Here is a 24,685-nt window from a genome sequence, read left to right on the forward strand (position 1 = left end):
GAAGGACGGCGAGGCACGGGGGATTCCTCAAAATGGCTGCCGTGCTAACGTGGCCGCACCGTGCCGATCCGCCCCGAACACCGCCACTTCTACCCGATCGACTGGCCGCAGCTCTCGGCGGTGATCCGCTTCGGCCGCGCCGGCGGGTTGTGCGAGCGCTGCGGGCGTCCGCATGGGCGGGTCATCGTCTGCGTCGATGACGGGAGCTGGTACGACGCCGACGGCGGCGTCTGGCGCTCGGGCCGGGGCCGGGTTCTCCGGCGCACGCCCGACCTGGCGAGCGCCCGGTTGACCCGGCCGATCCTGGCCACCTGCCACCGCGCCCACGACACGAGCCTCAACGGCCCCACCGATCTCGCCGCCTGGTGCCAGCGCTGCCACCTGGACCACGATCGGCCGGAGCACATCCGACGGCGGCGCCTGACCTTTCTGCGCCGCCGGGCGCTGGGAGACCTGTTCCTCGGGCCGTATCCGGTGCTCTGAATGCTGGTGGCATCCGACAGGTCCCGTCTGGCCGGGCTGATCGATGGGAAGGATCGCGCCCTGCTAGCGGCGTTCCTGCGCGACGAGGGGACGGCGTTCGGTCTGAACCCGTTCCCGTCGACCACGGCCGGCGCCGCGCACCTGACCTGTGCGGGTCTGGCGTTCGAATATCCGATGCTCGGCATCCACTCGGCCGGCCTGCCGTGCCTGCTGGAGGCGCTGGCGGCGTTGCCGAAGGCGACGCCGCTCACGCGCTGCATCCTCAAATCCACGGGGCATACCTGTAACGTGTTCATCACCGCCGAGGGGGCCTGTGTCGGCGCGTACCTTTACGGGAAGGCCGGGGTGCCTCTTCCGGTATTCGCGCCGGCTGCGCCCAAGCCGGCGCCGCGCAAGGGCCGGACGCGCCAGACGAAGGCCGAGCAGCTCGATCTCTTCTTCGACGTTGCCTGAAGCCGCCCAAGTCATTCCTAAAATACGCGATCCGCGCCAAATCGACGGATACGGAAAGCCGCCCAACCCTGTACTGTCTTGTCTTATCAGTCGATCATGGGCCGTAGCGCGTCTAAGATACTTCATTAGATGACTACAATAGGAGCGTATCTGTCATGACAATTGTAGATAATTAATTTTATTCAGTTAAGCCGAGATTTTAGGACATATGATACGGTCTAACACCATGATCCGTGTTGCGCCAAATGCCGTTGGACTTGAGGAAAGTTCCGCGCTCCTGAACGGTCCGGTGCTGCCCGGTGCGGTCAGCGTGTCCCAGGATGCCATCGACGCGATGTTCCCTCAGGCCATCCGGGAGCGAGATCCATGATGGGGCAGATGCTTCTGATCACCGACGATCCGGGTCGGAGCGCGGATCTCGTGGGCGGTCTCGATCCCGGCGTGGCGTACCGGGTCCACGACCTACGTGACGAGGCGGATCCGGCCGAGGCCGCGGCGGTGCTGGTCACGGATGTGGCCGATCTCGGGCCAGCCAACGTCGAGCGCCTGCGCCAGCTTCTGGCACGGACGCGCCGCGGTACTCCGCTGGTCGTGCTGCTGCGCCAGGACACGCCGCAAGCCCGCCTTCAGGCACTGGCGCTCGGGGCGAGCCGGACGGTGAGGGCTCCCTTCGACCTGGGCCGGCTCTGGCGCGCGCTGGGCGCGGCGGAGGATCCGGCAGAGACTGTGCCGCCCGACGTCGAGCGACGGGCCGAGGCGGCACGCACGTTCTACGGGACGGTGTTCGTGGCCGACCGGCCGGTCACGCCGGTCATGGCCGACAACGGCACCGAGCTCGTCGCGCAGGCGGTGCGCGAGACGGGGATCCGGGATTGGATCGGGGCGGTGCGCCGCTTCGACGACGCCACGCATCAGCACTGCCTCATCGTCGCCGGCCTTGCCGCCGCCTTCGCGGCAAGGCTCGGCCTCGGGGCCTGCGAGCGCCACCGGGTGACCAAGGCGGCGTTGCTGCACGATGTCGGCAAGATCCACGTCCCCGCCGCGATCCTCAACAAGCCGGGCAAGCTCGATGCGGCGGAGAAGGCAGTGATGCGCCTGCATCCGGCGCAGGGCGAGACCATGCTGGCCAACCAGGGCTTCGAGCCGGAGTTCCTCGGCGTGGTGCGCTCGCATCACGAGATGCTCGACGGCTCCGGCTACCCGGACGGGCTCGTGGGGCGGGCGATCCCCGATCTCGTGCGTGTGGTGACGGTGTGCGACATCTACGGCGCCCTGATCGAGCGCCGGTCCTACAAGCCGCCGATGGCGAGCGAGGCCGCCTACGCGATCCTCCAGGGGATGATGGGCCGCCTCGATCCTGCGCTGGTGAAGGCCTTTCAGCCCATCGCGACGGCTTTCACGCCCACCTTCCCCCACGACACATGACCCCGGTTTTATGGGCGTACCATGCACATCGTCCTCGTCGATCCCAGTGGTGTCGTCCGCAAGACCATCTCGGGAATGCTCGTCTCAGCAGGCCACACCGTTATGGCGTTCTCGGACTCGGCCGCGGCGCTGGCGCAGGTCGCTGCCGATCCGTCGGTGACCTGCGTGCTCACCAGCCTTGAAGTTCAACCGCTCGACGGGCTGGAGCTGTGCTGGTCGCTGCGGGCTCTGGCCGACGATCGGCGCCCCCTGACGATCCTGGTGATGTCCTCCGCACGGGAAAGGCGGCCGCTGGACGAGGTACTCGATGCCGGCGCGGACGACTTCCTGATGAAGCCGCCGGAGGCGCAGGAGTTGCGCGGGCGCCTACGCTCGGCCGAGCGGGTGCTGAAGCTGCAGCAGGCGCTGATCCGGCAGGCCGACACCGACCACCTGACGCAACTCCTGAACCGCGGTGCCTTCATGCGTCAGGCCCAAGCGGCGGTCGAGAGCGCGGCGGTGAGCCGCCCCCTGGCGGTGATGCAGCTCGACATCGACCATTTCAAGAAGATCAACGACCGCCATGGCCACGACGTGGGGGATCTGGTGATCCGGCACATCGCTCAGATCCTACGGGAGACCGGTGCGATCGCCGGACGGCTGGGCGGGGAGGAGTACGCACTGCTCCTCCTGGACCACAGCCTGGGCGCCGCGGCGGTGGTGGCCCACCGCGTCCGCAGTCAGTGCGCCGGCTCGGCGCTTCTGGAGCGAAGCTGTCCGCTTCGGTTCACGGTCAGCATCGGGCTGAGCGAGTGGTCCGAGGGGGACAGCGTCGGCACGCTGCTCAAGCGAGCGGACGTATCGCTGTACGCGGCCAAGGAGGGCGGCCGCAACCGCGTGGCGATGACAAGCTCCACGTTGAAGATCGAGTTCGTGAGCTAGGAGTGCAAACCCGATGAACTTGACTGGGCGGGGAACTGCTTGCGACGCGAGCCCGCGCGATTATCTTTCGACTCCACCTGAAGCCGCCCGGTTCATGCCTCAACGGCAGGATCGCCGGCATACGGACTTTCCGTGACCCGGCTGCGGATCGCAATCTTGAAGAGCCTGCATCATCAGCAGTGGTCAAGCGATCAATCTTTGAGAAATGCGCTCGCGTTGCAGATCTCATCGACCCCAATGACTGTCTTCTGGGTGTGCACGCTGCCGGTCGCGAGCGGATCCCTGCGGCAGGTATCGGGCGTGTGAGCTGAAAGGCCGTCGATGAGTCGATACGAGTTCGATGAACCGGGCGTCAGTCTCGCGATCGGCTGGGATGCCCCGCTCTCCACTTTCTACCTCCAGATCTGGAACGAGGCGCTGCACACCGCCGAAATGGACGAGGAGGAGCGCGCCTCACCACAGATCTGGTTCGGAACGGAGTACGCGGAACACCTCACTCCAGGCCTCCTGCTCGCGCTCGCACGCCAGCATCTTCCGAGCCTCCCCGAGAACATCGAGGTGTGTCTGATGCGCGATATGACCGAGGAGCCGGCCCGGCCGCTCTCCCCCGATCACGTTGAGATCCGCCAGATGATGGAGACATTGCTGGGCGAGCTTTCTCCTGTGCCGGAGGCCTCACAGCGCTCCTCCGCCGAGCAGGCGCGTGTGGACACTGAGGCGCTCTTCAAAGAGAGCACCTCGCATCCGGGTCCCAGGCAGTCAGAGTGAAGCTGCTGCACGGTCGCGGATCGCCCTGATCCTCCACGCGAGCCCGCGCGATGTGATCGTCACCCGCAGGGCCGAAACCCGAAGGGGTTCGGGGAGCGAAGCGAGTAGGGCACGGTTCCGCAGGAACGCGCCTAACCGGCTCACCTAAAAAGTATTCGGATATGGTCGAGACAATCATTCTCTACATCATTGGGACCATAGGCCTGATTATAACATTAATCCAAGTGCTTGCTCTCGCAGCAATATATATTGCCCACCCTTTTTCAACAATAATCATATTTATTGGCCCCTTCGCGATTCCGATTATTTACGTAATATATCTCTGCATCGAAGAAGGCTTTAAGACCGCGATACGATTTCTCATCACAGCATCAGCCATTCTAGCAACAAATTATGGAGCAGGATTTCTTATGCAATCCATGAATGCCGCACGCAAGACAAGACGCGGCGTTGATTTGACGATGCTGTTTTACTCTATGACAGGACTAATGATCGCCATTACGATCGTAGCAATATCAGCAATTCGGCTACGGAGAAAAGAACGCGCACATGAACGCAACCTGATCATCGCAGCAGCGCGAAAGAAAATGTCAGCACACTCAAAGTGATTACATAGATGTAAGACGAGAGATGGTGAAAGCCCCCTCCCCTGCTGCCGACGCGAAGGTTTTTACTCAAAACATTTTATAGGATGTTCAGGGACGCGACCTCACCTTCCTTGACCGGTGGCATCGTCTGACGAGACCGCTCGCCTGGAGATGGAGGCGCTCCTGAAGGGAGCGACCTCCGAGACGAGGCGCCAGTAGCCGGAGTCAATCTGCTGGATCGGTTCTGGTGATCCTGATCCTCGACGCGAGCCCGCGCGATGTGATCGTCACCCGCAGGGCCGAAACCCGAAGGGGTTCGGGGAGCGATGCGAGTAGAGCACGGTCCCGAAGGGACGCGCAAATCTTTTACTAGGTCAGAACAGCTCAATCGAAAGCTAAACCAGCGTCCACAAAGAGAGCTGGAGTCTCAAGCCAAAATGTGCTCAGCCTATTACTGTTAGCACTTGGGTTTGACCAAGACAAGCGATTGAATTGGTATCAAAAATCAAGAAACATATAATGACGAAATTTCGGCGTATTTTTAGCTAGCGAAATGGTATGCGCAATTATAATCCCACAGTTTTGGCACTAATATTAGTTTTCTTCGCTTCAAACTGCATGGCGGAGGAGGATGAATACACTTACGCACAAATATGGAATACAAAGTACAAAATACCGGCAGCCTATGATGCATCCAGTAGTGGAAGCTCTATAGGTTTCAATGCTACACTCGATACTTTCAAACCATATAGAACCGGCCGAGGCTGGAACAATCGTATACTTGTATTAGTAACAAAGAGCTATGCGCGAAAAGGCTCGCATATTTGGGAGTCCCATCATGCGGAAAGCTTACGAAATAATTATAAAAGACATCAGTTTGTTGAAACTAAACGAATAAACAATACTATGACAAAGTACGTTACAGGTGCTGGCGAGGACATCTATGTTCCAGATCAAGATATGGAAGTAATGCCTATTGGATTTATTGAATGCACTCGTGCAACAGAAATATTCATCGATCCTTCGTGCAGACATTATTTCATAAAACAAAACCAAGCATGGAAAATAACATTTGGCTCACAGCACTTGCCTGAGTACGCAAAAATCAGGAAAAGAACTGAAACGTTTGTCTCAAGATTTGAGGTCAAGTAAAAATGGCACAATACCGTGGCTATCTCATTGAGTCAGAAATGGCAGAGCTTCGCTCAATAGCAAATAGTCAGACCGTTGTATCCCCGGGCGGGCCTAAAAGGCGGTAGACGCTGGCCCGACCGATACCGAGGCGGCGTGCAATTTCAGCCGGCCCCATGCCCTCGGCCTTGAGGGCGTGCACCTTGGCGGGATCAATAGAGACGGGCCGGCCCTTGTAGACGCCAGCAGCCTTGGCCTTGGCTATCCCTTCCATTTGGCGCTCGCGCCGCAGGTTGGTCTCGAACTCGGCGAACACCCCGAGCATGTCGAGGAAGGCCTTGCCGGCAGCCGTGCCGGTGTCGATCGGCTGCTCGGTGGCCTGCAGGCGTGCTCCTTTGGCCTTCAGGGTGCGGACGATGTCCTGCAGGTCGCCGATGGATCTTGCCAGGCGATCGATGCGTGTGACGACGAGAGTGTCGCCCTTGCCGATGAAGTCCAGCACGATCGACAGCTCGGTGCGGCCGGTGGTCGACGTGCCGGAGGCCTTCTCCGCCCGGATCGGGTCGCAGCCGGCAGCCTTGAGGGCTTCGAGCTGGATTGAGAGGTCCTGATCGAGGGTAGAGACGCGTGCGTAGCCGATGCGAGCCATGAAACGTCCCGTATGGGTCTAGACGCAGCGCACTTAGCGTCCCAAAATCCCGAAAACAACCCTAATGAGACGCCATTTCGTGTCTCACGGCCACGCCTCTTTCGGGTATACCCTTTTGAGGCGCGAAAGTCATCCTCTGATGACGGAGTGACACTTAGTCGCCATGGCGCATATCCGTCGCACTGTCATTCGAGCATAGATGACAGTGCGTGATCGAAACGATATGATTGTTTGAACCCAATAAAGCGGTGGCCCTCTAATGTCGTTTGTCACTGATGTAAAATTGGCCGCTAACGGCCGCATGGTTCTACCTCAGGCGGTCCGCGAGGCGATGGGCGTATCCGGCGAGACGCGGATCATTGTGACGGTCGATGGCACCGAGGTTCGTCTGTCTCCGATCGCGAACGTCGTTACCAAGCTCCAGGCTTTGTACCGCGAGCATGTCAAAGACGATGCCGACGCCGCCTCGTTCCTGGAAGAGCGGCGCGCGGATGACAGCGACACCGTGGGTGCCAAAGCGTGAGCGCCGTCGTCTTCGATACCTCTGCCGTGATCGCGCTCCTGCGCAGCGAGCCGGGAGCGGCCGTGGTCGCCGCGCGTGTCGGTCAGGCCGCCATGTCAGCCGTCAATCTTCAGGAACTCGTCAAGGCCCTGATCCTGCGCGGGTTGGCGCTCCCGGTGATTGAGGAGGTGGTGCAGGAGTTGCGCCTCGATCTGTACTCGCATGATCGCGAGGCCGCCTTCGCCGCCGCGCAGATCACGGAGGCGACGCGACAGCACGGCAGTGGGCTCGGTGACCGGAGCTGCATGGCGCTCGCGATAAAGCTCGGCGTGCCGGTCCTCACCACCGATCGGGCCTGGGCGAAGCTGAAGATCCCCGGCCTCGTGGTCGAGCTGGTACGTTGAGGCGATGGCGGGCGCCGCGGCCCTCGCAGCGATCGCGACTGGGCTGAACGAGCGGCAGCAGGCCAATCTGCTCGCGGCTTACGATGAGGATCAGGCCCGCGAGGCCTCCCACCAGCGACCTGGCGGGCCGCCGGCTCGGCAGTGGCGCTGGATCGAGTATGGCCCCGTTGGCCACAGATGACTCGACGGGCCGGGATCTCGGCTGCTGCGGGCCAAGCTGGCCGAGTCCGGCATGGTCAGCTAGGGCACCGGCGCCACCTGGGCGGCGTTGGCCGAGCGCGGTCTTCTGAGCACGAGCTACGCCCATACCGGCCTGATTGACACGCGCAGCCGCTGGCCCATCAGATCCCTCACAGTGCGCCTGACGACCGACGGCCGGAAGGTCGCTCGCCTCCTGCGGGGCGAGCCGCCGACGCGGCCGCGGAGCAAGGAGCCGAAGCCGCTCTCCCTGTCGGCCCTGCGGATGGTGGCCTACGGCCAGCAGCATCCGAAGGAGACGTTCGATTTTCACGCGCCCTGGGGCATCTGCCCGCTCGACTACCTTGTGGCCCTCGGGATCTGCCGCGGCCTCGTCAAGCGTGGCCTGCTCGATGGAGATCCTCCGACGCACCTCCGGATCACGCCGGCCGGGCTCACGCTGGACGTTTCATCCATCAACATCAACCGCCGAGCCACAACAGCTTGAGGCGGCATACGCTGTAAAAACGAACAAAGGTTGTGAACCCTCGTTGACTGAGAGGGACTGCTGTCTACGGTGCCGCTCGGCCTCCGCGTTCGCGCCGAGGAGAACCGACGAGGCGGGTTATATCCCCCCGATCACTCGCCTCGTCGGACCAAGCAACGCCGACGTATCCTCGGAACCGACCGACCTCAGGACTCCCTTGTTCAGCTACGCCTCCACGGCGAGGCGGGAAGGCCTTCAGATGGTGCGGGCGAAGGGCGTCTGGGGGTCGGTAGCGAGCCGCCGCCCCTGTTGCTCGGGGGACAGATCGTGGAAGAACTTCACCTCGTAGTTGGGGGTCCAGGCCGGCGGTGCCGGCTGTTTGGGCGAGGCGCGGAACACCTCGACGACCGGCCCGCCGAGCAGGTCGGTTTGGATACCGATCAAGGCTCGCTCGTACTGCGCCTGGCGGTAATCGGCCCGCCAGCGGGCGTCGCTGCCGGCCGGCAGCCGCGTCACGTCCTGGCGGATGTGGTACGTTTTAAAGCGTGGGATTTTAGGCGGGACCGCCTCACTCGTCCCAGGGATTGACGGGAGGTACGACCAGGTCGGGGAAGTGCCGGACGTTGCGGGTTGCGAGGGTGGCCCGCCGCGCGATGGCGGTACCAGCGATCATGCTGTCGCGCAGCTCTTGCGGTTGGCCCCGTCTCTGTCGAGCCGCCATGAGGGTTGCCGTCTCGCCGGCCGCAGCGGCATCGAACGGGGCGATCCTCCTTTGGAGCATTTCTGCGACGAGGCGATCGAACGCAGTGCGCAGGCCTGCGGCGCGCCGGCCATCCGGCATGAGGTCGAGGCCGAACTGGATCTCGAGGACGGTAATCGTGGTGATCCAGACGGAGTTTCTGGGTTGGCTGTCGAGCCAACTGACGAGAATCGGATCCGACGACGCGCGCATCAGACCGGATACGACGTTCGTGTCGAGGATGATCATGCGAAGGGATCAGCGAGGCTGTGCCCGCGGAACTGGGTCAGTTCCTCGTCGGGCTTCAGGCCGATTTCTTCGAAGAGGGACGCGATCTGCGTCCCCAACCCCGTGGTTAGTTCATCCTCGGCGGCGGCGGAGCGCAGGATGTCGCGCAACTCGGCCTCCATGCTGCGACCGTTCCGGGCAGCGCGCTGCTGCAAGCGTTCCTTCACACCGTTATCGATGTCGCGGACAAGAATTTGGGCCATGGCATCTCCTCTTGCTATCATGATAGCATACGAAATTCCTCCCACAAAGTGGGGCCAGTTGAGCTTGCCGTTCTCGTCCTCCAGTTGCTTGAGCCGTCGGATCTCCGGCACGCCCATGCCGACGAACTGCTTCTTCCAGCGATAAAAGGTCGGCTCGGATACGCCCATCTTCCGGCAGACCTCGTCCACCGTCGCGCCGTTCTCCGCCTGTCGCAGGGCGAAGGCGATCTGTTCAATCGTGAAGCGTTTGCGAGGCATGGCATCCACCCTCCTTCAGGGTTCAGGATGCCCGAAAAACTTGCGCTCAGCGCGGACCAGTTTGATGGGTCAGGGTCAAGGGGGACGTCGGTCGGGCAGCCATATCGAATCAGTCTTCACTGGGTCTGTACAGGACGCGCGGAGAATCACCTGACCCAGCCGCCGCTACCTCAGTCGGCACGACGGAATGCGGAGGGGCTCGATCCTGTGACGCGCGAGAAGTAGCGCGAGAAATACGCAGGGTCGTGGAAGCCGAGGTCGTAGGCGATCTCCGCCACCGGCAGGTCGGAGTAGCGCAGGGAGCGCTTGGCCTCCAGGATGACCCGGTCGGCGATGAGCTGGCCCGGCGTCGCGCCGGCCACAGCCCGGCAGGCGACGCGCAGACGCCCGACCGTGGTGCCGATCCGGTTGCAGTACTGCTCCAGGCTGAGGCCGGCGCGGTAATGCTCCTCGATCGCCGCTCGGAAGCGGGCGACGATCCTTGCATGGGCGGCCAGGCGAGTGGGACCATCGGCCGCCCGCGCGTCGGCAAGGCGCGCCAGTTCGACGAGGAGCAGCGTGAGATGCGCTTTCAGGGCGGCCCGCTGGGCCGGGGCCGCGCTGGCCCGCTCGCGGTCCAGCCCGTCGAGCGCCGCATCGAGGTGCGCGGTTCCGTCCAGAGCGAGGCAGCGCACCCCCTCGAACAGGGCCGCAAAGGCGCGCTCGTCCCGCCCGAGCCCGCGCAGGACCGCGTCCGAGACGGTGAGGACGCGGCCGGTGCTGCCCGCCTCGTAGACGAAGCCGTGCACCACGCCCGCCGGGACGACCAGCGCACAGGGTGCCGCGAAAGCGGTCTCCTCGCCCTCGGCCGTGACGGTGCCGCGGCCGTACCGGATGCAGAACACTTGGTGCAGGTCGGCATGGGCGTGCGGACGAATCCGCCAGGCCGCCGGGCGGCTGCGATCGTCCAGGTCTTCGAGGTGCAGAAACCCGTCATCCGCAGTCTGCGGTGGCTCGCCGTAAAGGAAATACCGGGGCACGACAGGTTTCGGCATGGGGCACGCGGCCTTTCGATAAACGGCACAAAAGTACAAGAAAAACGCCGCCGCCTCCATACCCGCGCGGCGCCGGCATCGGCAAGATCCTGCACAAGCCGGTGCGGATCGACCGTCACGGATCAGGGAGGGCCGGCCATGCGCACGCAGGTCGCGATCGTCGGTGCCGGGCCGGCCGGGATGGTCTTGGCGCATCTGCTGCACGCGGCCGGCATCGCCAGCGTCGTGGTGGAGCGCCGCACGCGCGACTACGTCGAGGGCCGCGTGCGTGCCGGCGTGCTGGAGCAGGGCACCGTGGACGTGCTCGCGCGGCTCGGCCTCGACGGGCGCCTGCGCAGCGAGGGCCTCGTCCACACGGGCGCCAACCTCGCGGTGGACGGCGAGAGCTTCCGCATCGACATGGCCGCGCTGACCGGCGCCGCAGTCACGGTCTACGGCCAGCAGGAGGTGATGCGCGACCTCTTCGATGCGGGCGAGGCGCGGGGCCTCGCGGTGGTGTACGAGGCCCAGGACCTGCGCCTGCACGATCTCGACGGCGCCGCCCCGAGCCTGACCTACCGCACGCCCGCGGGCCCGCAGCACCTCGTCTGCGACTACGTTGCGGGCTGCGACGGCTTCCACGGCATCTCCCGCCGGTCGATCCCGGCGGACGTGCTGAGAACCTTCGAGCGGATCTACCCCTTCGGCTGGCTCGGCATCCTCACGGACGTGCCTCCCGCCGCGCACGAGCTCGTCTACGCGAGTCACGCCAACGGCTTCGCGCTCGCCAGCATGCGCTCGGCGACACGCAGCCGCTACTACATCCAGTGCGGCATCGACGAGCGTCCGGAGGACTGGCCGGACACACGTTTCTGGGACGAGCTCTGCTTGCGCCTCGGCCCCGGCATCGCGGGCGGGATCGTGCGCGGCCCCGCCTTCGAGAAAAGCATTGCGCCCCTGCGCAGTTTCGTCGGCGAGCCGATGCGCTGGGGCCGGCTGTTCCTGGCCGGGGATGCCGCCCACATCGTGCCGCCCACCGGCGCCAAGGGCCTCAACCTCGCCGTCTCGGACGTGGTGATGCTGGCCGAGGCGCTGGAGGCCTTCTACGCCCGCGGCACGGGTTCGGGTCTCGACGGCTACTCGGCGCGGGCGCTGGCGCGGGTGTGGAAGGCGGAGCGGTTCTCGTGGTGGTTCACCCGCCTGATGCACCGCTTCCCCGAGGAGACCGGCTTCGACCGGCGTATGCAGCTGGCGGAGCTCGCCTATCTCGGCACCTCGCGCGCCGCCCAGACGGTGCTGGCCGAGAACTATGTCGGCCTGCCCCTCGATCCCCCCCCGGTCTCGACCTCTGTTGCGGACTTTTTCTCGGCCCCGAGCGCGAACCTGCGCGGGATGTGCGCATGAGCCACGAGAGCGCCGCCGGGATCCTCGATGTCCCCGCCCTGATCGACGCCCGCCCGATCGGCGCGGCGCAGGTCCTGACCTTTCTCCTCTGCTTCCTCGTGGTGCTCCTCGACGGGTTCGACACCGCGGCCATCGGCTACATCGCGCCCTCGCTGATGACCGAGTGGGGCGTGGGCCGCGCCGCGCTCGCCCCGGTGCTGAGCGCCGCCCTGTTCGGCCTCGCGATGGGTGCGCTGGCAGCGGGGCCGCTGGCTGACCGCTACGGGCGCAAGGCGGTGCTGGTCGCAGCGGTGGTCGAACTCGGCTTGGCCTGCCTTGCTTCCGCCTTCGAGGCTGATCTCCCGCAACTCGCGGCCCTGCGCTTCCTCACCGGGCTCGGCCTCGGGGCGGCGATACCGAACGCCGTGACGCTGACGAGCGAGTACGGCCCGGTCCGGCGCCGGGCGCTGCTCACCAACATGATGTTCTCGGGCTTCCCCCTCGGCGCGGCGCTCGGCGGCTTCCTCGCCGCCTGGATGATCCCGACGCTGGGGTGGCGCAGCGTGCTCCTGCTCGGCGGCGCCGCGCCGCTGGCCCTGGCTGCGCTGCTGGCGCTGCTGTTGCCGGAATCTGTGCGCTACCTCGTGGCCCGCGGCGCGGCGCCGGCCCGCATCCACGCGGTGCTCCGCCTGATCGCCCCCGGGACTGGACCGGCCGCCGGCTACGACCTCGGCGCGGCGGCCGCGGGGCCCGGCCGGCCGGCCGGCCTCCGCCTCGTCCTCTCGCCGGCCTACCGGATCGGATTGGTCATGCTGTGGGCCGCCTATTTGATGGGGATCGACCGGTTCGGCGGCATCGCCGGCTCCTTCCTGGTGGCGGAACTTGCCGGGACGAGCCTGCCGGTGACCTTCGCGTTAGTCGCGGTTCCGGCCCTGCTCGCGGCCGCCGCCGTCGCCACCAAACGCAACGCCCGCCGCGGCGCGGCCCCGGCCCGCGCCGCCGCCCTCGGCCACTGACCGGCGGCGCGGGTCGCCCCACCGGCCGCCCGCGCCGCCCAGCCCTCACGCGACCCGAGGATTTCGATGTCCGACGCCACGTTCGACCACCCGCGGGATGCGGGCCAGCCGCCCTCGCTGTTCCCCGCCTACCGCTCGACCGTTCTGCGCAGCCCGCGCGAGCCGCTGGTGCGAATCCCCCACACGCTTACCGAGACCACCGGGCCGGCCGGGACCTGGGAGGCCCTGATGGGCCCGGCCATCGCCGACCTGACCCGCCACGACCGGGGGCCGGGCGTGGCGATCGGTCAGCGCATCGTGGTCACCGGCCGCGTTCTCGACGAGGCGGCGCGGCCCGTGCCTGACACGGTGGTCGAGGTCTGGCAGGCCAACGCCGCCGGCCGCTACATCCACCGACGCGATCAGTGGGATGCGCCGCTCGATCCGAACTTCACCGGCACCGGCCGGGTCGTCACCGATGCGCAGGGGCGCTACCGCTTCACCACGATCCGGCCCGGAGCCTATCCATGGGGCAACCACCGCAACGCCTGGCGCCCGGCCCATATCCACCTGTCCCTGCTTGGGCCGGCCTTCGCCACCCGGCTGGTGACGCAGCTCTACTTCCCCGACGACCCGCTCATCGAGATCGACCCGATCGCCAATGCCGTGCCGATGCCCTACCGCAACCGCCTCGTCGCGCGCTTCGACATCGACACGACGCAGCCGGATTACGCCCTCGGCTACATCTTCGACATCGTGCTGCGCGGGCGCGACGCCACGCCGTGGGAGCATTGAGATGACCGACGCCCTCGAAGGCCTGCCCCGCAACGCCGCTCCCCGCGCCGACAACCAGGACCCAGCCTTGTTCGGCCAGACGCCCTCGCAGACGGTTGGTCCGTTCTTCCATTACGGCCTGCCCTGGAAGGGGGGCGCCGACCTCGTCGGCGCTTCCGACATCGGCGCGCGCCTCGACCTGTTTCCGGAGGAGCATGACGTCCTCCACCTAGCCCCCCCGCGCGGGCCGGTGACGGGCGAGATCGTCTCCGTCGTCGGTACGGTGCGGGACGGGGCGGGCGAGCCGGTCACCGACGCGATGATCGAGATCTGGGGTGCCAACGCCGCCGGCCGCTACCACGGCGCCGCCGACACCCGGGCGGAGATCCCCCTCGATCCGGGCTTCATCGGCTTCGGGCGAGCGGCGGTCGATGCCGCGGGCGGCTTCCGCTTCCTCACCCTGCGGCCGGGCCGTGTGCCGGTCGCGGTCGAGAGCAACCGCTGGCAGGCGCCCCATCTCGCCATCGGGGTCTTCGGCCGCGGCCTGCTGAAGCGGCTCGCCACACGGATGTACTTCGCCGACGGGACCGACAACGACGCGGACCCGATCCTCGCCCTGGTGCCGGAGGCGCGCCGCCGCACGCTCATCGCCCCGCGCGTCGCCGAGGCACCGCCGACCTATCGGTTCGACATCGTGCTGTGCGGGGCGGACGAGACCGTGTTCTTCGCGCTGTGAGGCGGGAGACGCGTCATGGGGCGGGAGTGGTGAGGCGAAAGCCTGAGGCAAGTTCGTGAGGCAAGGTCGTGAGGCAAGAGAGATGAGCAGCAATTCCGTCGTCGTCGCGGTGGCGATCACCGGCTCGGTGCCGCGCAAGGCCGACAACCCGGCCGTGCCGATTGCGGTCGCGGAGCAGATCGAATCGACCCATCAGGCCTTCGAGGCCGGCGCGACGCTGGCCCATATCCACGTCCGCAACGACGACGAGACTCCCTCGTCCGATCCGGACCGGTTCGCCGCCGTGCAGGAGGGGCTGCGCCGCCACTGCCCCGGGATGATCGTGCAGTTCTCCACCGGCGGGCGCGGGCGCGACCCGGCGAGCCGCGGGCTGTCGCTCCGGCACCGGCCCGACATGGCCTCGCTCTCGACCGGTTCGGTCAACTTCCCGAGCATCGTCTACGAGAACCACACCACCCTGGTGACCGATCTGGCGACGCAGATGAAGGGCCACGGCGTGCGGCCCGAGATCGAGATCTTTGACCTCTCGCACATCCATGGGGCCGGGCGCCTGATCGCGGCCGGGCTGATGGACCCGCACCCCCACGTGCAGTTCGTGATGGGTGTGCAGAACGCGATGCCGGCCGAGGAGCACCTGCTCGACCTGCTGCTCTGCGAGACCCGCCGGGTCATCCCCGGGGCGACCTGGACGGCGGCCGGGATCGGCCGCAGCCAAGCGGTGGTGATGGACTGGGCGCTGGCGCGCGGGGCGGACGCGGTGCGCACCGGACTCGAGGACAACATCCGGGTCACGAAGGACCGGCTGGCGGCGAGCAACGCCGAGCTCGTCGGGCTCGCGGTCGAGGCCGTGCAGCGGCACGGCCGGCGTCCGGCGACGCCCGCCGAGGCCCGCGCCGCCCTCCGGCTCGCGGCCTGAGGATGAGCTTCTCTGCCCTCGATTCGGGCCTGCTTGGGCCGCTCTTCGCGAGCGCGGCGATGCGCGAGGCCTTCTCGGACGCGGCGCGCCTCGCCGGGATGCTGCGGGCCGAGGCGGCGCTCGCCCGGGCCGAGGCAGAGGTCGGCCTCGCGCCGGCGGCCCTCGCCGACGCCATCGCGGCGATCGCGCCGGAGACGCTCGATATCGACGCGCTGGCGGCCGGCACCGCGCTGGCGGGGGTGCCGGTGATCCCGTTCGTCGCGGCCGTGCGCAGGCGCCTGCCGCCCGAGCTGGAGCCGGCCTTCCACAAGGGCGCCACCACCCAGGACATCGCCGACACCGCCCTCGTCCTGCAGATGCGGTCGGGGTTCGACCTGATCGCGGCCGAGAGCGAGGCCGTTGTCGCCGGGCTCGTGCGCCTCGCCACGGAGTACCGCGCCACCCCCTGCGTCGGCCGCACCTACGGCCAGCACGCCGCGCCGATCTGCTTCGGCTACAAGGCGGCGACCTGGGCGCTCGGCCTTGCGGAGGTCACCGACCAACTGCCGGGCCTCCGGGCGCGCGTGCTCACCGCCTCGCTCGGCGGTCCCGTCGGCACGCTCGGCGCTCTCGGCGGGCAGGCCGAGGCCGTGGCCACCGCCTATGCCCGGCATCTCGGCCTCGGCCCCGAGACGGTCGCCTGGCACACCCGCCGCGCCCGCATCGCCGAGGCCGGAGGCTGGCTCGCCCGCCTTCTCGGGGCGCTGGCGAAATGTGCGGGCGACATCGCCCATCTCGCCTCGACGGAGGTGGCGGAAGTGTCCGAGCCCTTCGTGCCCGGCCGGGGCGGCTCCTCGGCGATGCCGCACAAGCGCAACCCCGTCTCCGCCACCGTCATCCTGGCCGCCTTCGGGGCCGCCAAGGGCCATGCGGGCACGCTCCTCGACACGATGGCCGCTGCTCACGAGCGGCCGGCCGGCGCTTGGCATGCCGAGTGGCATGCCCTGCCCCAGCTCTTCGGTCTCGCCTCCGGGGCGTTGCGCGAGGCGCGGGCGGTGGCAGAGGGGCTCGTCGTCGATCCCGGACGGATGCGCCGCAACCTCGATCTCACGCGGGGCCTGCTCTTCGCCGATGCCGCGGCCGCGGCCTGCGCGCGCCGCTGCGGCGGCGCGGCGGCGCACGCCCTGGTGGAGCGCGCCTGCGCCGAGGTGCACGCTTCCGGCCGCGACCTGCACACCGTGCTCGCGGCGATGCCGGAGGCGCAGGGCATCGATCTCGGCGCCGCCTTCGACCTCACGCACCCCGTCGCCGCCGCAGCGGCGGCCACCGACCGTGCGCTCGCACAGATCGCGGCGCGCGCGGATTCGACTGCATCGCAATGATCCTGCCGAGACGGAGCCTCGACCCCGCATGCCCCTGATCCGCATCAACGATATCGACCTGACCTACGAGTTCTCTGGCCCGAGCGGCGCGCCGGTCCTCGTCCTTTCGAACTCGCTTGGCACGACGCTGGCGATGTGGGACGGCGTGGCCAGACGGCTGCACGGGCGCTACCGGATCCTGCGCTACGACACCCGCGGGCACGGCGGCTCCGCGACCCGCGACGCCGAAACCCGGATCGAAGATCTCGCCGCCGACCTGCTCGGTCTGCTCGACGCCCTGGGCATCGCACGGGCGCATCTCGCCGGCCTGTCGCTCGGTGGCATGACCGTCCAGGCAGCGGCGGCCGCCGCGCCCGAGCGGGTCCTGAGCCTCACCCTGATGGCGACCTCGGCCCACCTGCCGAGCCCCGAGAGCTGGGGCGAGCGGGCCGCCACCGTGCGGGCGCAGGGCACTGCGGCGATCGTCGAGGCGACACTCGGGCGCTGGTTCACCCCCGGCTTCTCGGCGCACGCGCCCGCCGCCATCGCGGCGATCCGCGAGGCCTTCGTGGCCTGCGATCCGGTCGGCTACGCCGTGTGCTGCGGGGCGATCGGCCGGATGGACCTCCGGCCGGTGCTCGGCCGCATCGGGGCGCCGACCCTCGTCATCGCCGGGCGCGACGACCCGGCGACGCCGCCCGCGATGGCCGAGGCGATCTGTGCGGGCATCCCGCAGGCGGAGCTGGTCCTGTTACCGCGCGCCGCTCATCTCCTCGCCGTCGAGCACCCGGAGGCGACGGCCGCCCATCTTGGCGGCTTCCTCGACCGGCAGCGCGGCGACCGTGCCGCCACCGGCGCCGTGCCCTTCGCGGAGGGGCTGGAGAATCGCAAGGCCGTGCTGGGCACGGCCCATGTCGAGCGCTCCCTGGCGGCGGCCGGGCGCTTTGCCGGACCCTGGCAGGACTTCATCACCCGCACGGCCTGGGGCGAGATCTGGGGCGATCCGCGCCTGCCCTGGAAGACGCGTTCCCTGGTGACCCTCGCCCTGATGGCGGCGCTGGGGCGTGAGGAGGAGTTCAAGCTCCATATCCGTCCGGCGCTCGCCAACGGACTCGACCTCGACGAGTTGCAGGCCCTGCTCCTGCAGACGGCGATCTATGCCGGAGTCCCGGCCGCCAACGGTGCCTTCCGCTGGGTGCGGGACACGCTGGGCGAGGCCGCCGATGCCGGCCCCTGAGGCCGGGGCAGGAACCTGCGCCGCCCGGCGCAGATGCGCGCCGCCGGGCGGGTCGCGGTCCGGCGCCGCTTGTGAGCGCGGGTGCAGGGCTCAGGCATCCTTGCTACCGATGCGGCGCAGGAGCGCGATCAGCTGGGCGCACTCCGCCGCATCGAGCTCGGCGAGCAGCGTCGCTTCGTGGGCGTGCAGCTGCCGCCGCACCTCCGCGAAGACCGCCTGTCCCTCGGGGGTCAGGTCGAGGACGAAGGCGCGGCGATCGGCCTCGTCGGCGCGGCGCGAGATCCAGCCCTTCTCGATCAGCTCGTTCACCAGCACGACCATGTTGGCGCGGTGGATGCCGAGCACGCGGCCGATCGCCCCTTGGTTGATGCCGGGATTGGCCTCGACGACCGACAGGATGCCGAACAGCACCTGCCGCATGCCGCTGCCTTCGATGACGCGGGCAAAGTCGTTCCGCACGGCCGTGCTGGCCCGCCGGAGATGGTAGCCCACAAGATCCTCGATCGCGCCGAGCCGCGGCTGGAGATCCGCCGGGGCAATAACCAGTTCTGTCGCTTTCGCCACGCGGAGCCTCCCGAACCGGCGTGGCTTAACGAGGCGGGCAGCAGGGTTCAAGCGGACGCCGACGCGCGCCGGGCCGGTTACCGGACGCGCAGGGGCGGGGCGCCTCGGGCAGAGGGGTCCGCCGGGCGATTCCGCTTGCGGTAGGCGGCCGGACTGATCCCCGCGCGCTGGGCGAAGAAGCGCGAGAAATAGGCCGGGTCGTTGAAGCCGAGATCGAACGCGATCTTCGAGATCGGCAGCGCGGTGTAGATCAGGGCGCGCTGAGCCTCGAGCATCTGGCGCTCGTGCAGCACCGACTGCGGCGGCTTACCCACGACCTGTGTGCAGGCCGCGTGAAGGCGGTCAGGGCTGACCCCGAGATCGGCCGCGAAGCGGGCGACCGGCCAGTTCTGCCGGAGATTGGCCTCAAGCAGTCGGCGGAAGCGTCGGTAGAGTCCGGCCCGCGCCGCCGCGGCGGGCTCGGTGAAGGCACGCAGGGCGTGCGTGCGTACGACGCCGACGAGCAGAAGCTTGACCAGCGCCGCCACAGCGCTGAACGAGCCCGGCTGCGCGCCGCCGACCTCGCGCCGCAGGCCCTCGAACAGCGAGACCACGTTCATGTCGATCTCGTCGGGCGCGCCTGGGGGGCCGCTGAACACCGCCGCGGCTGTCGCGTCGAGGCGCGCGGCCTCGTGGTCGTGGGTGATGACGGACCCCAGGAAGTCGTCGGAGAGGGAGAGAACGACCCCCTCTGTCTCCGGCCGGAACGAAAAGGCGTGCACCGTGCCGGCGGGGATCCAGAGCAGCCAGGGCGCCCGGAAGCGGTCGTTGCCTGCGTCGATTCGGACCTGGCCGCCGCCCTCCGTAACCATGAGAGCCTGGGTCAGGTGGTCGTGGCGGTGGGCGGCGATCTCCCAGTCGTGCAGGCGCGCGCTCGGCCCGATCCGCTCGGCGTGCACGAAATTCGGCGCGGCGGCCTCCGCCACCTCGCCGTAGAGGCGGAAGACGGGAATCGCGCGCGTGTGGTCCGGCTGCATCGCTGGTCCTGGCCTCCCCATGGCGCGGGCGTCTCGGCGCCCAAATTCGTCCAAGTCTTTCTTGGCGGCGTGCAGGAATCCGGAATTCCGGACCTGTAGGCTCCATTGCTAGAGTGAACTTGTTCTCGGCCGGGATCTACGCCCCGGGAGCCGGAACACAGAACACGAACCGGATACACTTCGGGAGGAGATCGCCCCGCCGGCCGGCACGCGCGAGCGGCCGGATCGCGTCCGGGGCGGCCCGTGCCGCGACGGCAGGGGCGCGACCGCCGCGGGACCCCGCGTCCCGCCCGGCCGCGGTCTGCCGCGCGGCCCCTCCGCCCGGCGACGCGATGGCAGCAAGGAGGGCCTGATGACTGCGCCGAAGCCGTTCCCGATGAACGCATGGTACGCCGCGGCCTGGGATTACGAGATCAAGCGCGCGCTGACCCCGCGCCGGATCTGCGACACCCCAGTGGTGCTCTACCGCCGCGGCGACGGCGGCGTCGCCGCGCTGGAGGACGCCTGCTGGCACCGCCTTCTGCCGCTGTCGCTCGGCCATCTCCGGGGAGACGAGGTGGTGTGCGGCTATCACGGTCTGGTCTTCAACCCGGCCGGGCGCTGCACCTTCATGCCCGCGCAGGAGACCATCAACCCCTCGGCCTGCGTCCGCGCCTTCCCTGTCGTCGAGAAGTACCGGCTGATCTGGGTCTGGATGGGCGACCCGGCGCTTGCCGACCCCGCGACGGTGCCGGATTTCCACTGGAACAGCGACGCGCCGTGGGTCGGCGAGGGCGGGACCTATTACGGCCTGAAATGCGATTACCGGCTGGTGGTCGACAACCTTATGGACCTCACGCACGAGACCTACGTCCATGCCGGCTCGATCGGCGACGAGGCCATCACCCGCAACCCCTTCGAAGTCACCCATGCCGGCCGCAAGGCCGTGGTGGAGCGCTGGATGGAAGGCATCGAGCCCCCGCCGTTCTGGGCTCGGATGCTCGGCCGCCCCGGCCCCGTGGACCGCTGGCAGATCATCCATTTCGAGGCGCCCGGCATCGTGGCGGGCGATGTCGGCGTGGCTCCGGCCGGGACCGGCGCGCGGACGGGCGACCGCTCGCAAGGCGTGAACGGCTTCTTCCTGGCAGCGATCACGCCCGAGACCGAGACGAGCTGCCACTATTTCTGGAACTTCGTCCGCAACTTCCGCACCGACGACCAGTCCCTCACCAAGACGCTCAACCTCGCCCATGTCAACGACGGCAACGGCGTCTACGATCAGGACTTCGCCGTGCTGGAGGCGCAGCAGCGGGCGATCGACCGCAACCCGCGCCAGCCCTTCTACAACCTGAACATCGATGCCGGCGCGCTCTGGGCCCGCCGCCTGATCGACACGATGCTGGCGGCCGAGCAGGGCGGCCCGGCCGGGGACCCGCCGCGCCTCGCGGCCGAGTAGGGCTGGCCTTCCGCGGCGCGCAGACGCCGCCGGAGGAGGAGAGGGAGTGGGACATGCACGCGAGACCCGAATGGCAGGGCGCCCGGCTCAGGGAGATCCGCGATCTGACGCCGGACATCCGCCTATTCACGATCGAACCCGAGCGCTTCGAGCGCCCGTCGCCGGGCAGCAACATCGCGATCGGCGTCCGGATCGGGGAACGGCCCGACACGCGGCGCTACTCTCTCGTCGGACTCGCGGCGGACGGGCTCTACCGGATCGCCGTCAAACGCCTGCCCGACAGCCGCGGCGGCTCCGCCTACCTCCACGGCCTGGCGCCCGGCGCGCGGCTGACGATCTCCGCGCCGGCAAACCACTTCCCGCTCAACCGGGGACGCCCGGACTACCTCCTGGTCGCGGGCGGGATCGGCATCACGCCGATCTACGGCATGGCGGTGGCGCTCGCCGAGGCGGGCGCGCCCGTCCGCGTTCTCTACACGGCGCGCGCCGCAGCGGACCTCGCCTTCGCCGACAGCCTGCGCGAGCGCCTCGGCGCGCGGCTCCGGATCTTCCTCGACGAGCGGGGCGAGCGGATCGACCTCGCAGCCGAGACCGCCCGCCTCGCTTCAGGGGGCGAACTCTACATCTGCGGCCCGATCGGCCTGCGCGAGGCCGCCCAGCGCGCCTGGGCGGCGAGCGGCCGGCCCATCGACGGCCTGCGCTTCGAGACCTTCGGCAGCAGCGGTCGCTATCCCGCGGAGCCGTTCCGGGTCCGCATCCCGCGCCTTAGCCGGGAGATTCTCGTGCCGCACAACCAGAGCCTGCTGGACGCCCTGGAGGCGGCCGGGATCGCGGTGATCTCCGATTGCCGCCGCGGCGAGTGCGGCCTCTGCGCCGTGAAGGTCCTCGACCTCGCGGGCCGGCTCGACCACCGCGACGTCTTCCTCAGCGACGCCCAGAAGGACACGAACGCGCAGATCTGCACCTGCGTCTCGCGGGTGGCAGGCGGCAACCTCAGTATCGACGTCGCCGACCGGAGCTGACTGCGCCGATCGACTGCGAACCGGCACCCCGCGCCCGGAATTACAATCTAGAAGCGCTGTCGCGAAAAGGCGGCGAAGACGTCGGGATGGGATGGACTACGGACGACTTCGCTCTTGTCTGCCGTCGCCATTATGTTATGTCACATAACAAGAGTTGAGAATCATCGGGAGGAAACCATGCTGGACACCAGCACGGAGCCGGGCGCCGCGCCCGCGGATACGTCGTACCTGGAGCGGCGTAACCCGCTGACCGGCGCGGTCGCGACCCGGATGCCCGCCCACGACGTGGACGCCGCCCGTGCGGTCGCCGACGCGGCCGAGGCCGCCCTGCCGGCCTGGTCCGAGCTCGGGCCGACGGCCCGACGCACCGTGCTGCTGCGGGCGGCTGAGTGCCTGACGGCGCGAGCCGACGCCTTCGTGGCGGCGATGACGGCGGAGATCGGGGCGACCGAGGCCTGGGCCCGGTTCAACCTCCAGCTCGCCGTCGGCATGACCCGGGAGGCGGCGGCGCTGACCACGCAGATCGGCGGCGAGGTGATCCCCTCCGACAAGCCGGGCTGCCTCGCCATGAGCGTGCGGGAGCCCGCTGGCGTCGTCCTCGGCATCGCGCCCTGGAATGCCCCGATCATCCTGGGCGTGCGCGCCGTGGCGGTGCCGCTCGCCTGCGGCAACACGGCAATCCTGAAGGCCTCCGAACAGTGCCCGCGCACGCATGCGCTGATCGTCGAAGCCTTCCGGGAGGCCGGTCTGCCGGACGGCGCGCTCGGTTTCGTGGCGAACCGGCCTGAGGCGGCCGGCGCCGTCGTCGGCGCGCTGATCGACCACCCGGCCGTGCGCCGCATCAACTTCACCGGCTCCACGTCGGTCGGGCGGGTCATCGCCCGGCGGGCGGCCGAGCACCTGAAGCCGGTGCTGCTGGAACTCGGGGGCAAGGCCCCGCTCCTCGTGCTGGAGGATGCCGACCTCGACGAGGCCGTGAAGGCCGCGGCCTTCGGCGCCTTCATGAACCAGGGCCAGATCTGCATGTCGACCGAGCGCATCATCGTGCTCGACGCAGTGGCCGACGAATTCGCCGAGCGCTTCCGCGCCAAGGCCGCCGCGCTCAGCGTCGGCGATCCCCGGGAGGGCAGGGCGCCCCTCGGCGCGGTCGTCGACCTGAAGACGGTCGATCACGTGCGGGGCCTCGTGGAGGATGCGGTGGCGGACGGCGCGACGCTGCTGACCGGCGGGGCGGCCGACGGCGTGCTGATGCCCGCCCATGTCGTCGACCGGGTGACGCCCGCCATGCGGCTGTTCCGCGAGGAGACCTTCGGCCCGGTGGTGGCGCTCGTGCGGGCCCGTGATGAGGCAGAGGCGATCGCTCTCGCCAACGACACCGAATACGGCCTCTCGGCCTCGATCTTCACCCGCGACACTGCGCGGGGCCTGCGCGTAGCGCGGCGGATCAAGTCAGGCATCTGCCACGTCAACGGGCCGACCGTGCACGACGAGGCCCAGATGCCCTTCGGCGGCGTCAAGGCCTCCGGCTACGGCCGCTTCGGCGGTCGGGCCGGCATCGACGCCTTCACGGAGCTGCGCTGGATCACGGTCGAGACCCAGCCCGGCCATTTTCCGATCTGACGGAGGCGCGCGATGAACCGTCTCACGACACGCTGCGCGGCCGAACGGCTCGCGCTCGCGGCTGGCGCCGCCGCGGCGCAGGAGGCCGGCGCCGCCGCGCCGGGGCCGCACGACGGGATACGCCGGACCCTGTTCGTCGCGCACGGCCTCCGCAGGCCCGACCACGTCGCGGTTGATTCCTCCGCGTCGCGGTGAGGACCGGTCCCGGCCCGCGGCACCCGTCTCAAGTCTTCTCCGAACTCCCGTCGCGAATCTCATTTCGGATCTTGTCCCGCATCCACTCGCGGACTTCATTGGAACAACAGTCATGGCCAACGATCACGACACCGTCGCCTACGAGGTCCAGGACCGCGTCGCCTGGGTCCGCTTCAACCGGCCCGAAAAGCGCAACTGCATGTCGCCCGCCCTCAACCGGCGTATGATGGAGGTTCTGGATACGCTGGAATTCCGCGAGGACGTCGGCGTCCTGGTGCTCACCGGCGAGGGCACGGCCTGGTCGGCCGGCATGGACCTGAAGGAGTATTTCCGCGAAACCGAGGCGCAGGGGCTGGCCGGTACCCGCAAGGCGCAGCGCGAGAGCTACGGCTGGTGGCGGCGTCTGCGCTGGTATCAAAAGCCCACCATCGCGATGGTCAACGGCTGGTGCTTCGGCGGCGGCTACGGGCCGCTCTACGCCTGCGACCTCGCTTTTGCGGCCGAGGAGGCGCAGTTCGGCCTCAGCGAGATCAACTGGGGCATCCTGCCGGGCGGCGGCGCCACGAAGGTGGCGGTGGCGCTGACTTCGTTCCGCAACGCCATGTACCACGCGATGATGGGCGAGACCGTCGACGGCCGCACGGCCGCCGCCTGGGGCTTCGTGAACGAGGCGGTGCCGGCTGATCAACTCCGGGCGCGCGTCGCGGCGGTGGCAGCCGTGCTCCTGAAGAAGAACCCGGTCGCCCTGAAGGCCACGAAGGACGCAGTGCGGCGGGTCGCCGACATGACCTACGATGACGCCGAGGATTATCTGATCCGGGCTCAGGAAGCGGCGAACAGCTTCGACAATGAGGGTCGGAAAGAGGGCATCCGGCAGTTCATCGACGAGAAGAGCTACAAGCCGGGCCTCGGCGCCTACGACCTGTCCAAGCATAAGACCTGACGAGAGCGCCCCGGCGGACAC

29 protein-coding genes and 1 pseudogene are annotated in these 24,685 nt (G+C 68.2%); 22 read left to right on the forward strand and 8 right to left on the reverse strand.

All coding sequences use genetic code 11. The features are described from left to right. Positions 1–60 precede the first annotated feature (60 nt). From OVA30_RS00090 to OVA30_RS00120, 7 genes are all read left to right on the forward strand, one after another. A complete protein-coding gene (locus tag OVA30_RS00090) occupies positions 61–483 on the forward strand; it encodes a hypothetical protein (protein ID WP_268174221.1) in 423 nt (140 codons plus the stop codon). Then, complete coding sequence (locus tag OVA30_RS00095; RefSeq protein WP_268174222.1) at positions 484–936, forward strand: hypothetical protein; 453 nt, start codon at positions 484–486, stop codon at positions 934–936. Between the two features lie 378 nt (positions 937–1,314). Further along, positions 1,315–2,361, forward strand: coding sequence for an HD-GYP domain-containing protein (locus tag OVA30_RS00100; protein WP_268174223.1), 1,047 nt, complete (start codon positions 1,315–1,317; stop codon positions 2,359–2,361). 21 nt (positions 2,362–2,382) lie between these two features. Further along, on the forward strand, positions 2,383–3,282 hold the full coding sequence (locus OVA30_RS00105) for a GGDEF domain-containing protein (RefSeq protein WP_268174224.1): 900 nt from the start codon (positions 2,383–2,385) through the stop codon (positions 3,280–3,282). Positions 3,283–3,603: 321 nt separating this feature from the next. Further along, positions 3,604–4,050 (forward strand): hypothetical protein, encoded by a 447-nt coding sequence (locus OVA30_RS00110; protein WP_268174225.1) that lies wholly within the window; start codon positions 3,604–3,606, stop codon positions 4,048–4,050. Positions 4,051–4,211: 161 nt separating this feature from the next. After that, positions 4,212–4,658: a hypothetical protein gene (locus tag OVA30_RS00115; RefSeq protein WP_268174226.1), complete on the forward strand. Its 447-nt coding sequence runs from the start codon at positions 4,212–4,214 to the stop codon at positions 4,656–4,658. A 537-nt stretch (positions 4,659–5,195) separates the two neighbouring features. Next, on the forward strand, positions 5,196–5,789 hold the full coding sequence (locus OVA30_RS00120; RefSeq protein WP_268174227.1) for a hypothetical protein: 594 nt from the start codon (positions 5,196–5,198) through the stop codon (positions 5,787–5,789). Positions 5,790–5,856: 67 nt separating this feature from the next. Here the strand turns inward: OVA30_RS00120 and OVA30_RS00125 are convergent, their stop codons facing one another. Beyond that, a complete protein-coding gene (locus tag OVA30_RS00125) occupies positions 5,857–6,417 on the reverse strand; it encodes a recombinase family protein (RefSeq protein WP_268174228.1) in 561 nt (186 codons plus the stop codon). A 283-nt stretch (positions 6,418–6,700) separates the two neighbouring features. Here OVA30_RS00125 and OVA30_RS00130 point away from each other — a divergent pair, with 283 nt between their 5' ends. The 3 genes from OVA30_RS00130 (at position 6,701) to OVA30_RS00140 (ending at position 8,008) form a co-directional block, all read left to right on the forward strand. Next, positions 6,701–6,940, forward strand: a complete 240-nt coding sequence (locus OVA30_RS00130) for an AbrB/MazE/SpoVT family DNA-binding domain-containing protein (protein ID WP_268174229.1) — start codon at positions 6,701–6,703, stop codon at positions 6,938–6,940. Then, the gene (locus OVA30_RS00135) at positions 6,937–7,323 is read left to right on the forward strand and encodes a PIN domain-containing protein (protein ID WP_253374231.1); all 387 of its coding nucleotides are present in this window, start codon (positions 6,937–6,939) and stop codon (positions 7,321–7,323) included. The genes OVA30_RS00130 and OVA30_RS00135 overlap by 4 nt, the downstream gene beginning before the upstream one ends. Before the next feature lie 355 nt (positions 7,324–7,678). Then, a complete protein-coding gene (locus tag OVA30_RS00140) occupies positions 7,679–8,008 on the forward strand; it encodes a hypothetical protein (protein ID WP_253386684.1) in 330 nt (109 codons plus the stop codon). Positions 8,009–8,242: 234 nt separating this feature from the next. Here the strand turns inward: OVA30_RS00140 and OVA30_RS00145 are convergent, their stop codons facing one another. From OVA30_RS00145 to OVA30_RS00160, 5 genes and pseudogenes are all read right to left on the reverse strand, one after another. Beyond that, complete coding sequence (locus OVA30_RS00145) at positions 8,243–8,503, reverse strand: hypothetical protein (protein ID WP_253374229.1); 261 nt, start codon at positions 8,501–8,503, stop codon at positions 8,243–8,245. A gap of 52 nt (positions 8,504–8,555) precedes the next feature. Then, positions 8,556–8,975 carry a type II toxin-antitoxin system VapC family toxin gene (locus OVA30_RS00150; RefSeq protein WP_253374228.1) on the reverse strand — a complete coding sequence of 140 codons (420 nt, stop codon included), beginning with the start codon at positions 8,973–8,975 and terminating at the stop codon, positions 8,556–8,558. Continuing rightward, the gene (locus tag OVA30_RS25975) at positions 8,972–9,238 is read right to left on the reverse strand and encodes a FitA-like ribbon-helix-helix domain-containing protein (RefSeq protein ID WP_373691077.1); all 267 of its coding nucleotides are present in this window, start codon (positions 9,236–9,238) and stop codon (positions 8,972–8,974) included. The genes OVA30_RS00150 and OVA30_RS25975 overlap by 4 nt, the downstream gene beginning before the upstream one ends. Before the next feature lie 39 nt (positions 9,239–9,277). Next, a pseudogene (locus OVA30_RS00155) lies at positions 9,278–9,475 on the reverse strand (transposase); the annotation flags it as partial. A 170-nt stretch (positions 9,476–9,645) separates the two neighbouring features. Beyond that, the gene (locus OVA30_RS00160) at positions 9,646–10,494 is read right to left on the reverse strand and encodes a helix-turn-helix domain-containing protein (RefSeq protein ID WP_253374227.1); all 849 of its coding nucleotides are present in this window, start codon (positions 10,492–10,494) and stop codon (positions 9,646–9,648) included. Positions 10,495–10,647: 153 nt separating this feature from the next. Between OVA30_RS00160 and pobA the strand changes: the two genes are divergently transcribed. The 7 genes from pobA to pcaDC all read left to right on the forward strand — a co-directional run bounded on the left by pobA (position 10,648) and on the right by pcaDC (position 17,869). Then, complete coding sequence (gene pobA, locus OVA30_RS00165) at positions 10,648–11,892, forward strand: 4-hydroxybenzoate 3-monooxygenase (protein ID WP_253374226.1); 1,245 nt, start codon at positions 10,648–10,650, stop codon at positions 11,890–11,892. Continuing rightward, positions 11,889–12,887: an MFS transporter gene (locus tag OVA30_RS00170; protein WP_253386685.1), complete on the forward strand. Its 999-nt coding sequence runs from the start codon at positions 11,889–11,891 to the stop codon at positions 12,885–12,887. The genes pobA and OVA30_RS00170 overlap by 4 nt, the downstream gene beginning before the upstream one ends. Before the next feature lie 66 nt (positions 12,888–12,953). Next, complete coding sequence (pcaH, locus tag OVA30_RS00175; protein WP_253386686.1) at positions 12,954–13,661, forward strand: protocatechuate 3,4-dioxygenase subunit beta; 708 nt, start codon at positions 12,954–12,956, stop codon at positions 13,659–13,661. Position 13,662: 1 nt separating this feature from the next. Further along, positions 13,663–14,376: a protocatechuate 3,4-dioxygenase subunit alpha gene (gene pcaG / locus OVA30_RS00180; RefSeq protein WP_253374223.1), complete on the forward strand. Its 714-nt coding sequence runs from the start codon at positions 13,663–13,665 to the stop codon at positions 14,374–14,376. A gap of 82 nt (positions 14,377–14,458) precedes the next feature. Then, positions 14,459–15,292: a 3-keto-5-aminohexanoate cleavage protein gene (locus tag OVA30_RS00185; RefSeq protein WP_253374222.1), complete on the forward strand. Its 834-nt coding sequence runs from the start codon at positions 14,459–14,461 to the stop codon at positions 15,290–15,292. 2 nt (positions 15,293–15,294) lie between these two features. Continuing rightward, positions 15,295–16,653, forward strand: coding sequence for a lyase family protein (locus tag OVA30_RS00190; RefSeq protein ID WP_253374221.1), 1,359 nt, complete (start codon positions 15,295–15,297; stop codon positions 16,651–16,653). 28 nt (positions 16,654–16,681) lie between these two features. After that, positions 16,682–17,869 carry a bifunctional 3-oxoadipate enol-lactonase/4-carboxymuconolactone decarboxylase PcaDC gene (gene pcaDC / locus OVA30_RS00195; RefSeq protein WP_253374220.1) on the forward strand — a complete coding sequence of 396 codons (1,188 nt, stop codon included), beginning with the start codon at positions 16,682–16,684 and terminating at the stop codon, positions 17,867–17,869. 90 nt (positions 17,870–17,959) lie between these two features. On the opposite strand, the gene OVA30_RS00200 is transcribed toward pcaDC, so the two are convergent. Both OVA30_RS00200 and OVA30_RS00205 read right to left on the reverse strand, forming a co-directional pair. Further along, positions 17,960–18,433 (reverse strand): MarR family winged helix-turn-helix transcriptional regulator, encoded by a 474-nt coding sequence (locus OVA30_RS00200; protein ID WP_201026749.1) that lies wholly within the window; start codon positions 18,431–18,433, stop codon positions 17,960–17,962. A 77-nt stretch (positions 18,434–18,510) separates the two neighbouring features. Beyond that, entirely contained in the window at positions 18,511–19,449 is a 939-nt protein-coding gene (locus OVA30_RS00205) for a helix-turn-helix domain-containing protein (protein WP_253374219.1), read from the reverse strand. 352 nt (positions 19,450–19,801) lie between these two features. Here OVA30_RS00205 and OVA30_RS00210 point away from each other — a divergent pair, with 352 nt between their 5' ends. The 5 genes from OVA30_RS00210 to OVA30_RS00230 all read left to right on the forward strand — a co-directional run bounded on the left by OVA30_RS00210 (position 19,802) and on the right by OVA30_RS00230 (position 24,664). Then, a complete protein-coding gene (locus tag OVA30_RS00210) occupies positions 19,802–20,884 on the forward strand; it encodes an aromatic ring-hydroxylating dioxygenase subunit alpha (protein WP_253374218.1) in 1,083 nt (360 codons plus the stop codon). Between the two features lie 53 nt (positions 20,885–20,937). Then, complete coding sequence (locus tag OVA30_RS00215; RefSeq protein WP_253374217.1) at positions 20,938–21,906, forward strand: PDR/VanB family oxidoreductase; 969 nt, start codon at positions 20,938–20,940, stop codon at positions 21,904–21,906. A 177-nt stretch (positions 21,907–22,083) separates the two neighbouring features. Next, positions 22,084–23,526 carry an aldehyde dehydrogenase gene (locus OVA30_RS00220; RefSeq protein ID WP_253374216.1) on the forward strand — a complete coding sequence of 481 codons (1,443 nt, stop codon included), beginning with the start codon at positions 22,084–22,086 and terminating at the stop codon, positions 23,524–23,526. Positions 23,527–23,538: 12 nt separating this feature from the next. Beyond that, positions 23,539–23,721 (forward strand): hypothetical protein, encoded by a 183-nt coding sequence (locus OVA30_RS00225; RefSeq protein WP_253374215.1) that lies wholly within the window; start codon positions 23,539–23,541, stop codon positions 23,719–23,721. Between the two features lie 112 nt (positions 23,722–23,833). Further along, positions 23,834–24,664: a p-hydroxycinnamoyl CoA hydratase/lyase gene (locus OVA30_RS00230; RefSeq protein WP_060771147.1), complete on the forward strand. Its 831-nt coding sequence runs from the start codon at positions 23,834–23,836 to the stop codon at positions 24,662–24,664. Positions 24,665–24,685: the final 21 nt, after the last annotated feature.

It is taken from the genome of Methylorubrum sp. SL192, from assembly GCF_026672325.1.
Taxonomy (GTDB): domain Bacteria; phylum Pseudomonadota; class Alphaproteobacteria; order Rhizobiales; family Beijerinckiaceae; genus Methylobacterium; species Methylobacterium extorquens.

Coding starts and splice junctions, on each gene's coding strand:
- OVA30_RS00095 (WP_268174222.1), top strand. CDS start 484: ATGCTGGTGGCATCCGACAGGTCCCGTCTGGCCGGGCTGATCGATGGG.
- OVA30_RS00100 (WP_268174223.1), top strand. CDS start 1,315: ATGCTTCTGATCACCGACGATCCGGGTCGGAGCGCGGATCTCGTGGGC.
- OVA30_RS00105 (WP_268174224.1), top strand. CDS start 2,383: ATGCACATCGTCCTCGTCGATCCCAGTGGTGTCGTCCGCAAGACCATC.
- OVA30_RS00110 (WP_268174225.1), top strand. CDS start 3,604: ATGAGTCGATACGAGTTCGATGAACCGGGCGTCAGTCTCGCGATCGGC.
- OVA30_RS00115 (WP_268174226.1), top strand. CDS start 4,212: ATGGTCGAGACAATCATTCTCTACATCATTGGGACCATAGGCCTGATT.
- OVA30_RS00120 (WP_268174227.1), top strand. CDS start 5,196: ATGCGCAATTATAATCCCACAGTTTTGGCACTAATATTAGTTTTCTTC.
- OVA30_RS00125 (WP_268174228.1), bottom strand. CDS start 6,417: ATGGCTCGCATCGGCTACGCACGCGTCTCTACCCTCGATCAGGACCTC.
- OVA30_RS00150 (WP_253374228.1), bottom strand. CDS start 8,975: ATGATCATCCTCGACACGAACGTCGTATCCGGTCTGATGCGCGCGTCG.
- OVA30_RS25975 (WP_373691077.1), bottom strand. CDS start 9,238: ATGATAGCAAGAGGAGATGCCATGGCCCAAATTCTTGTCCGCGACATC.
- pobA (WP_253374226.1), top strand. CDS start 10,648: ATGCGCACGCAGGTCGCGATCGTCGGTGCCGGGCCGGCCGGGATGGTC.
- OVA30_RS00170 (WP_253386685.1), top strand. CDS start 11,889: ATGAGCCACGAGAGCGCCGCCGGGATCCTCGATGTCCCCGCCCTGATC.
- pcaH (WP_253386686.1), top strand. CDS start 12,954: ATGTCCGACGCCACGTTCGACCACCCGCGGGATGCGGGCCAGCCGCCC.
- pcaG (WP_253374223.1), top strand. CDS start 13,663: ATGACCGACGCCCTCGAAGGCCTGCCCCGCAACGCCGCTCCCCGCGCC.
- OVA30_RS00185 (WP_253374222.1), top strand. CDS start 14,459: ATGAGCAGCAATTCCGTCGTCGTCGCGGTGGCGATCACCGGCTCGGTG.
- OVA30_RS00190 (WP_253374221.1), top strand. CDS start 15,295: ATGAGCTTCTCTGCCCTCGATTCGGGCCTGCTTGGGCCGCTCTTCGCG.
- pcaDC (WP_253374220.1), top strand. CDS start 16,682: ATGCCCCTGATCCGCATCAACGATATCGACCTGACCTACGAGTTCTCT.
- OVA30_RS00205 (WP_253374219.1), bottom strand. CDS start 19,449: ATGCAGCCGGACCACACGCGCGCGATTCCCGTCTTCCGCCTCTACGGC.
- OVA30_RS00210 (WP_253374218.1), top strand. CDS start 19,802: ATGACTGCGCCGAAGCCGTTCCCGATGAACGCATGGTACGCCGCGGCC.
- OVA30_RS00215 (WP_253374217.1), top strand. CDS start 20,938: ATGCACGCGAGACCCGAATGGCAGGGCGCCCGGCTCAGGGAGATCCGC.
- OVA30_RS00220 (WP_253374216.1), top strand. CDS start 22,084: ATGCTGGACACCAGCACGGAGCCGGGCGCCGCGCCCGCGGATACGTCG.
- OVA30_RS00225 (WP_253374215.1), top strand. CDS start 23,539: ATGAACCGTCTCACGACACGCTGCGCGGCCGAACGGCTCGCGCTCGCG.
- OVA30_RS00230 (WP_060771147.1), top strand. CDS start 23,834: ATGGCCAACGATCACGACACCGTCGCCTACGAGGTCCAGGACCGCGTC.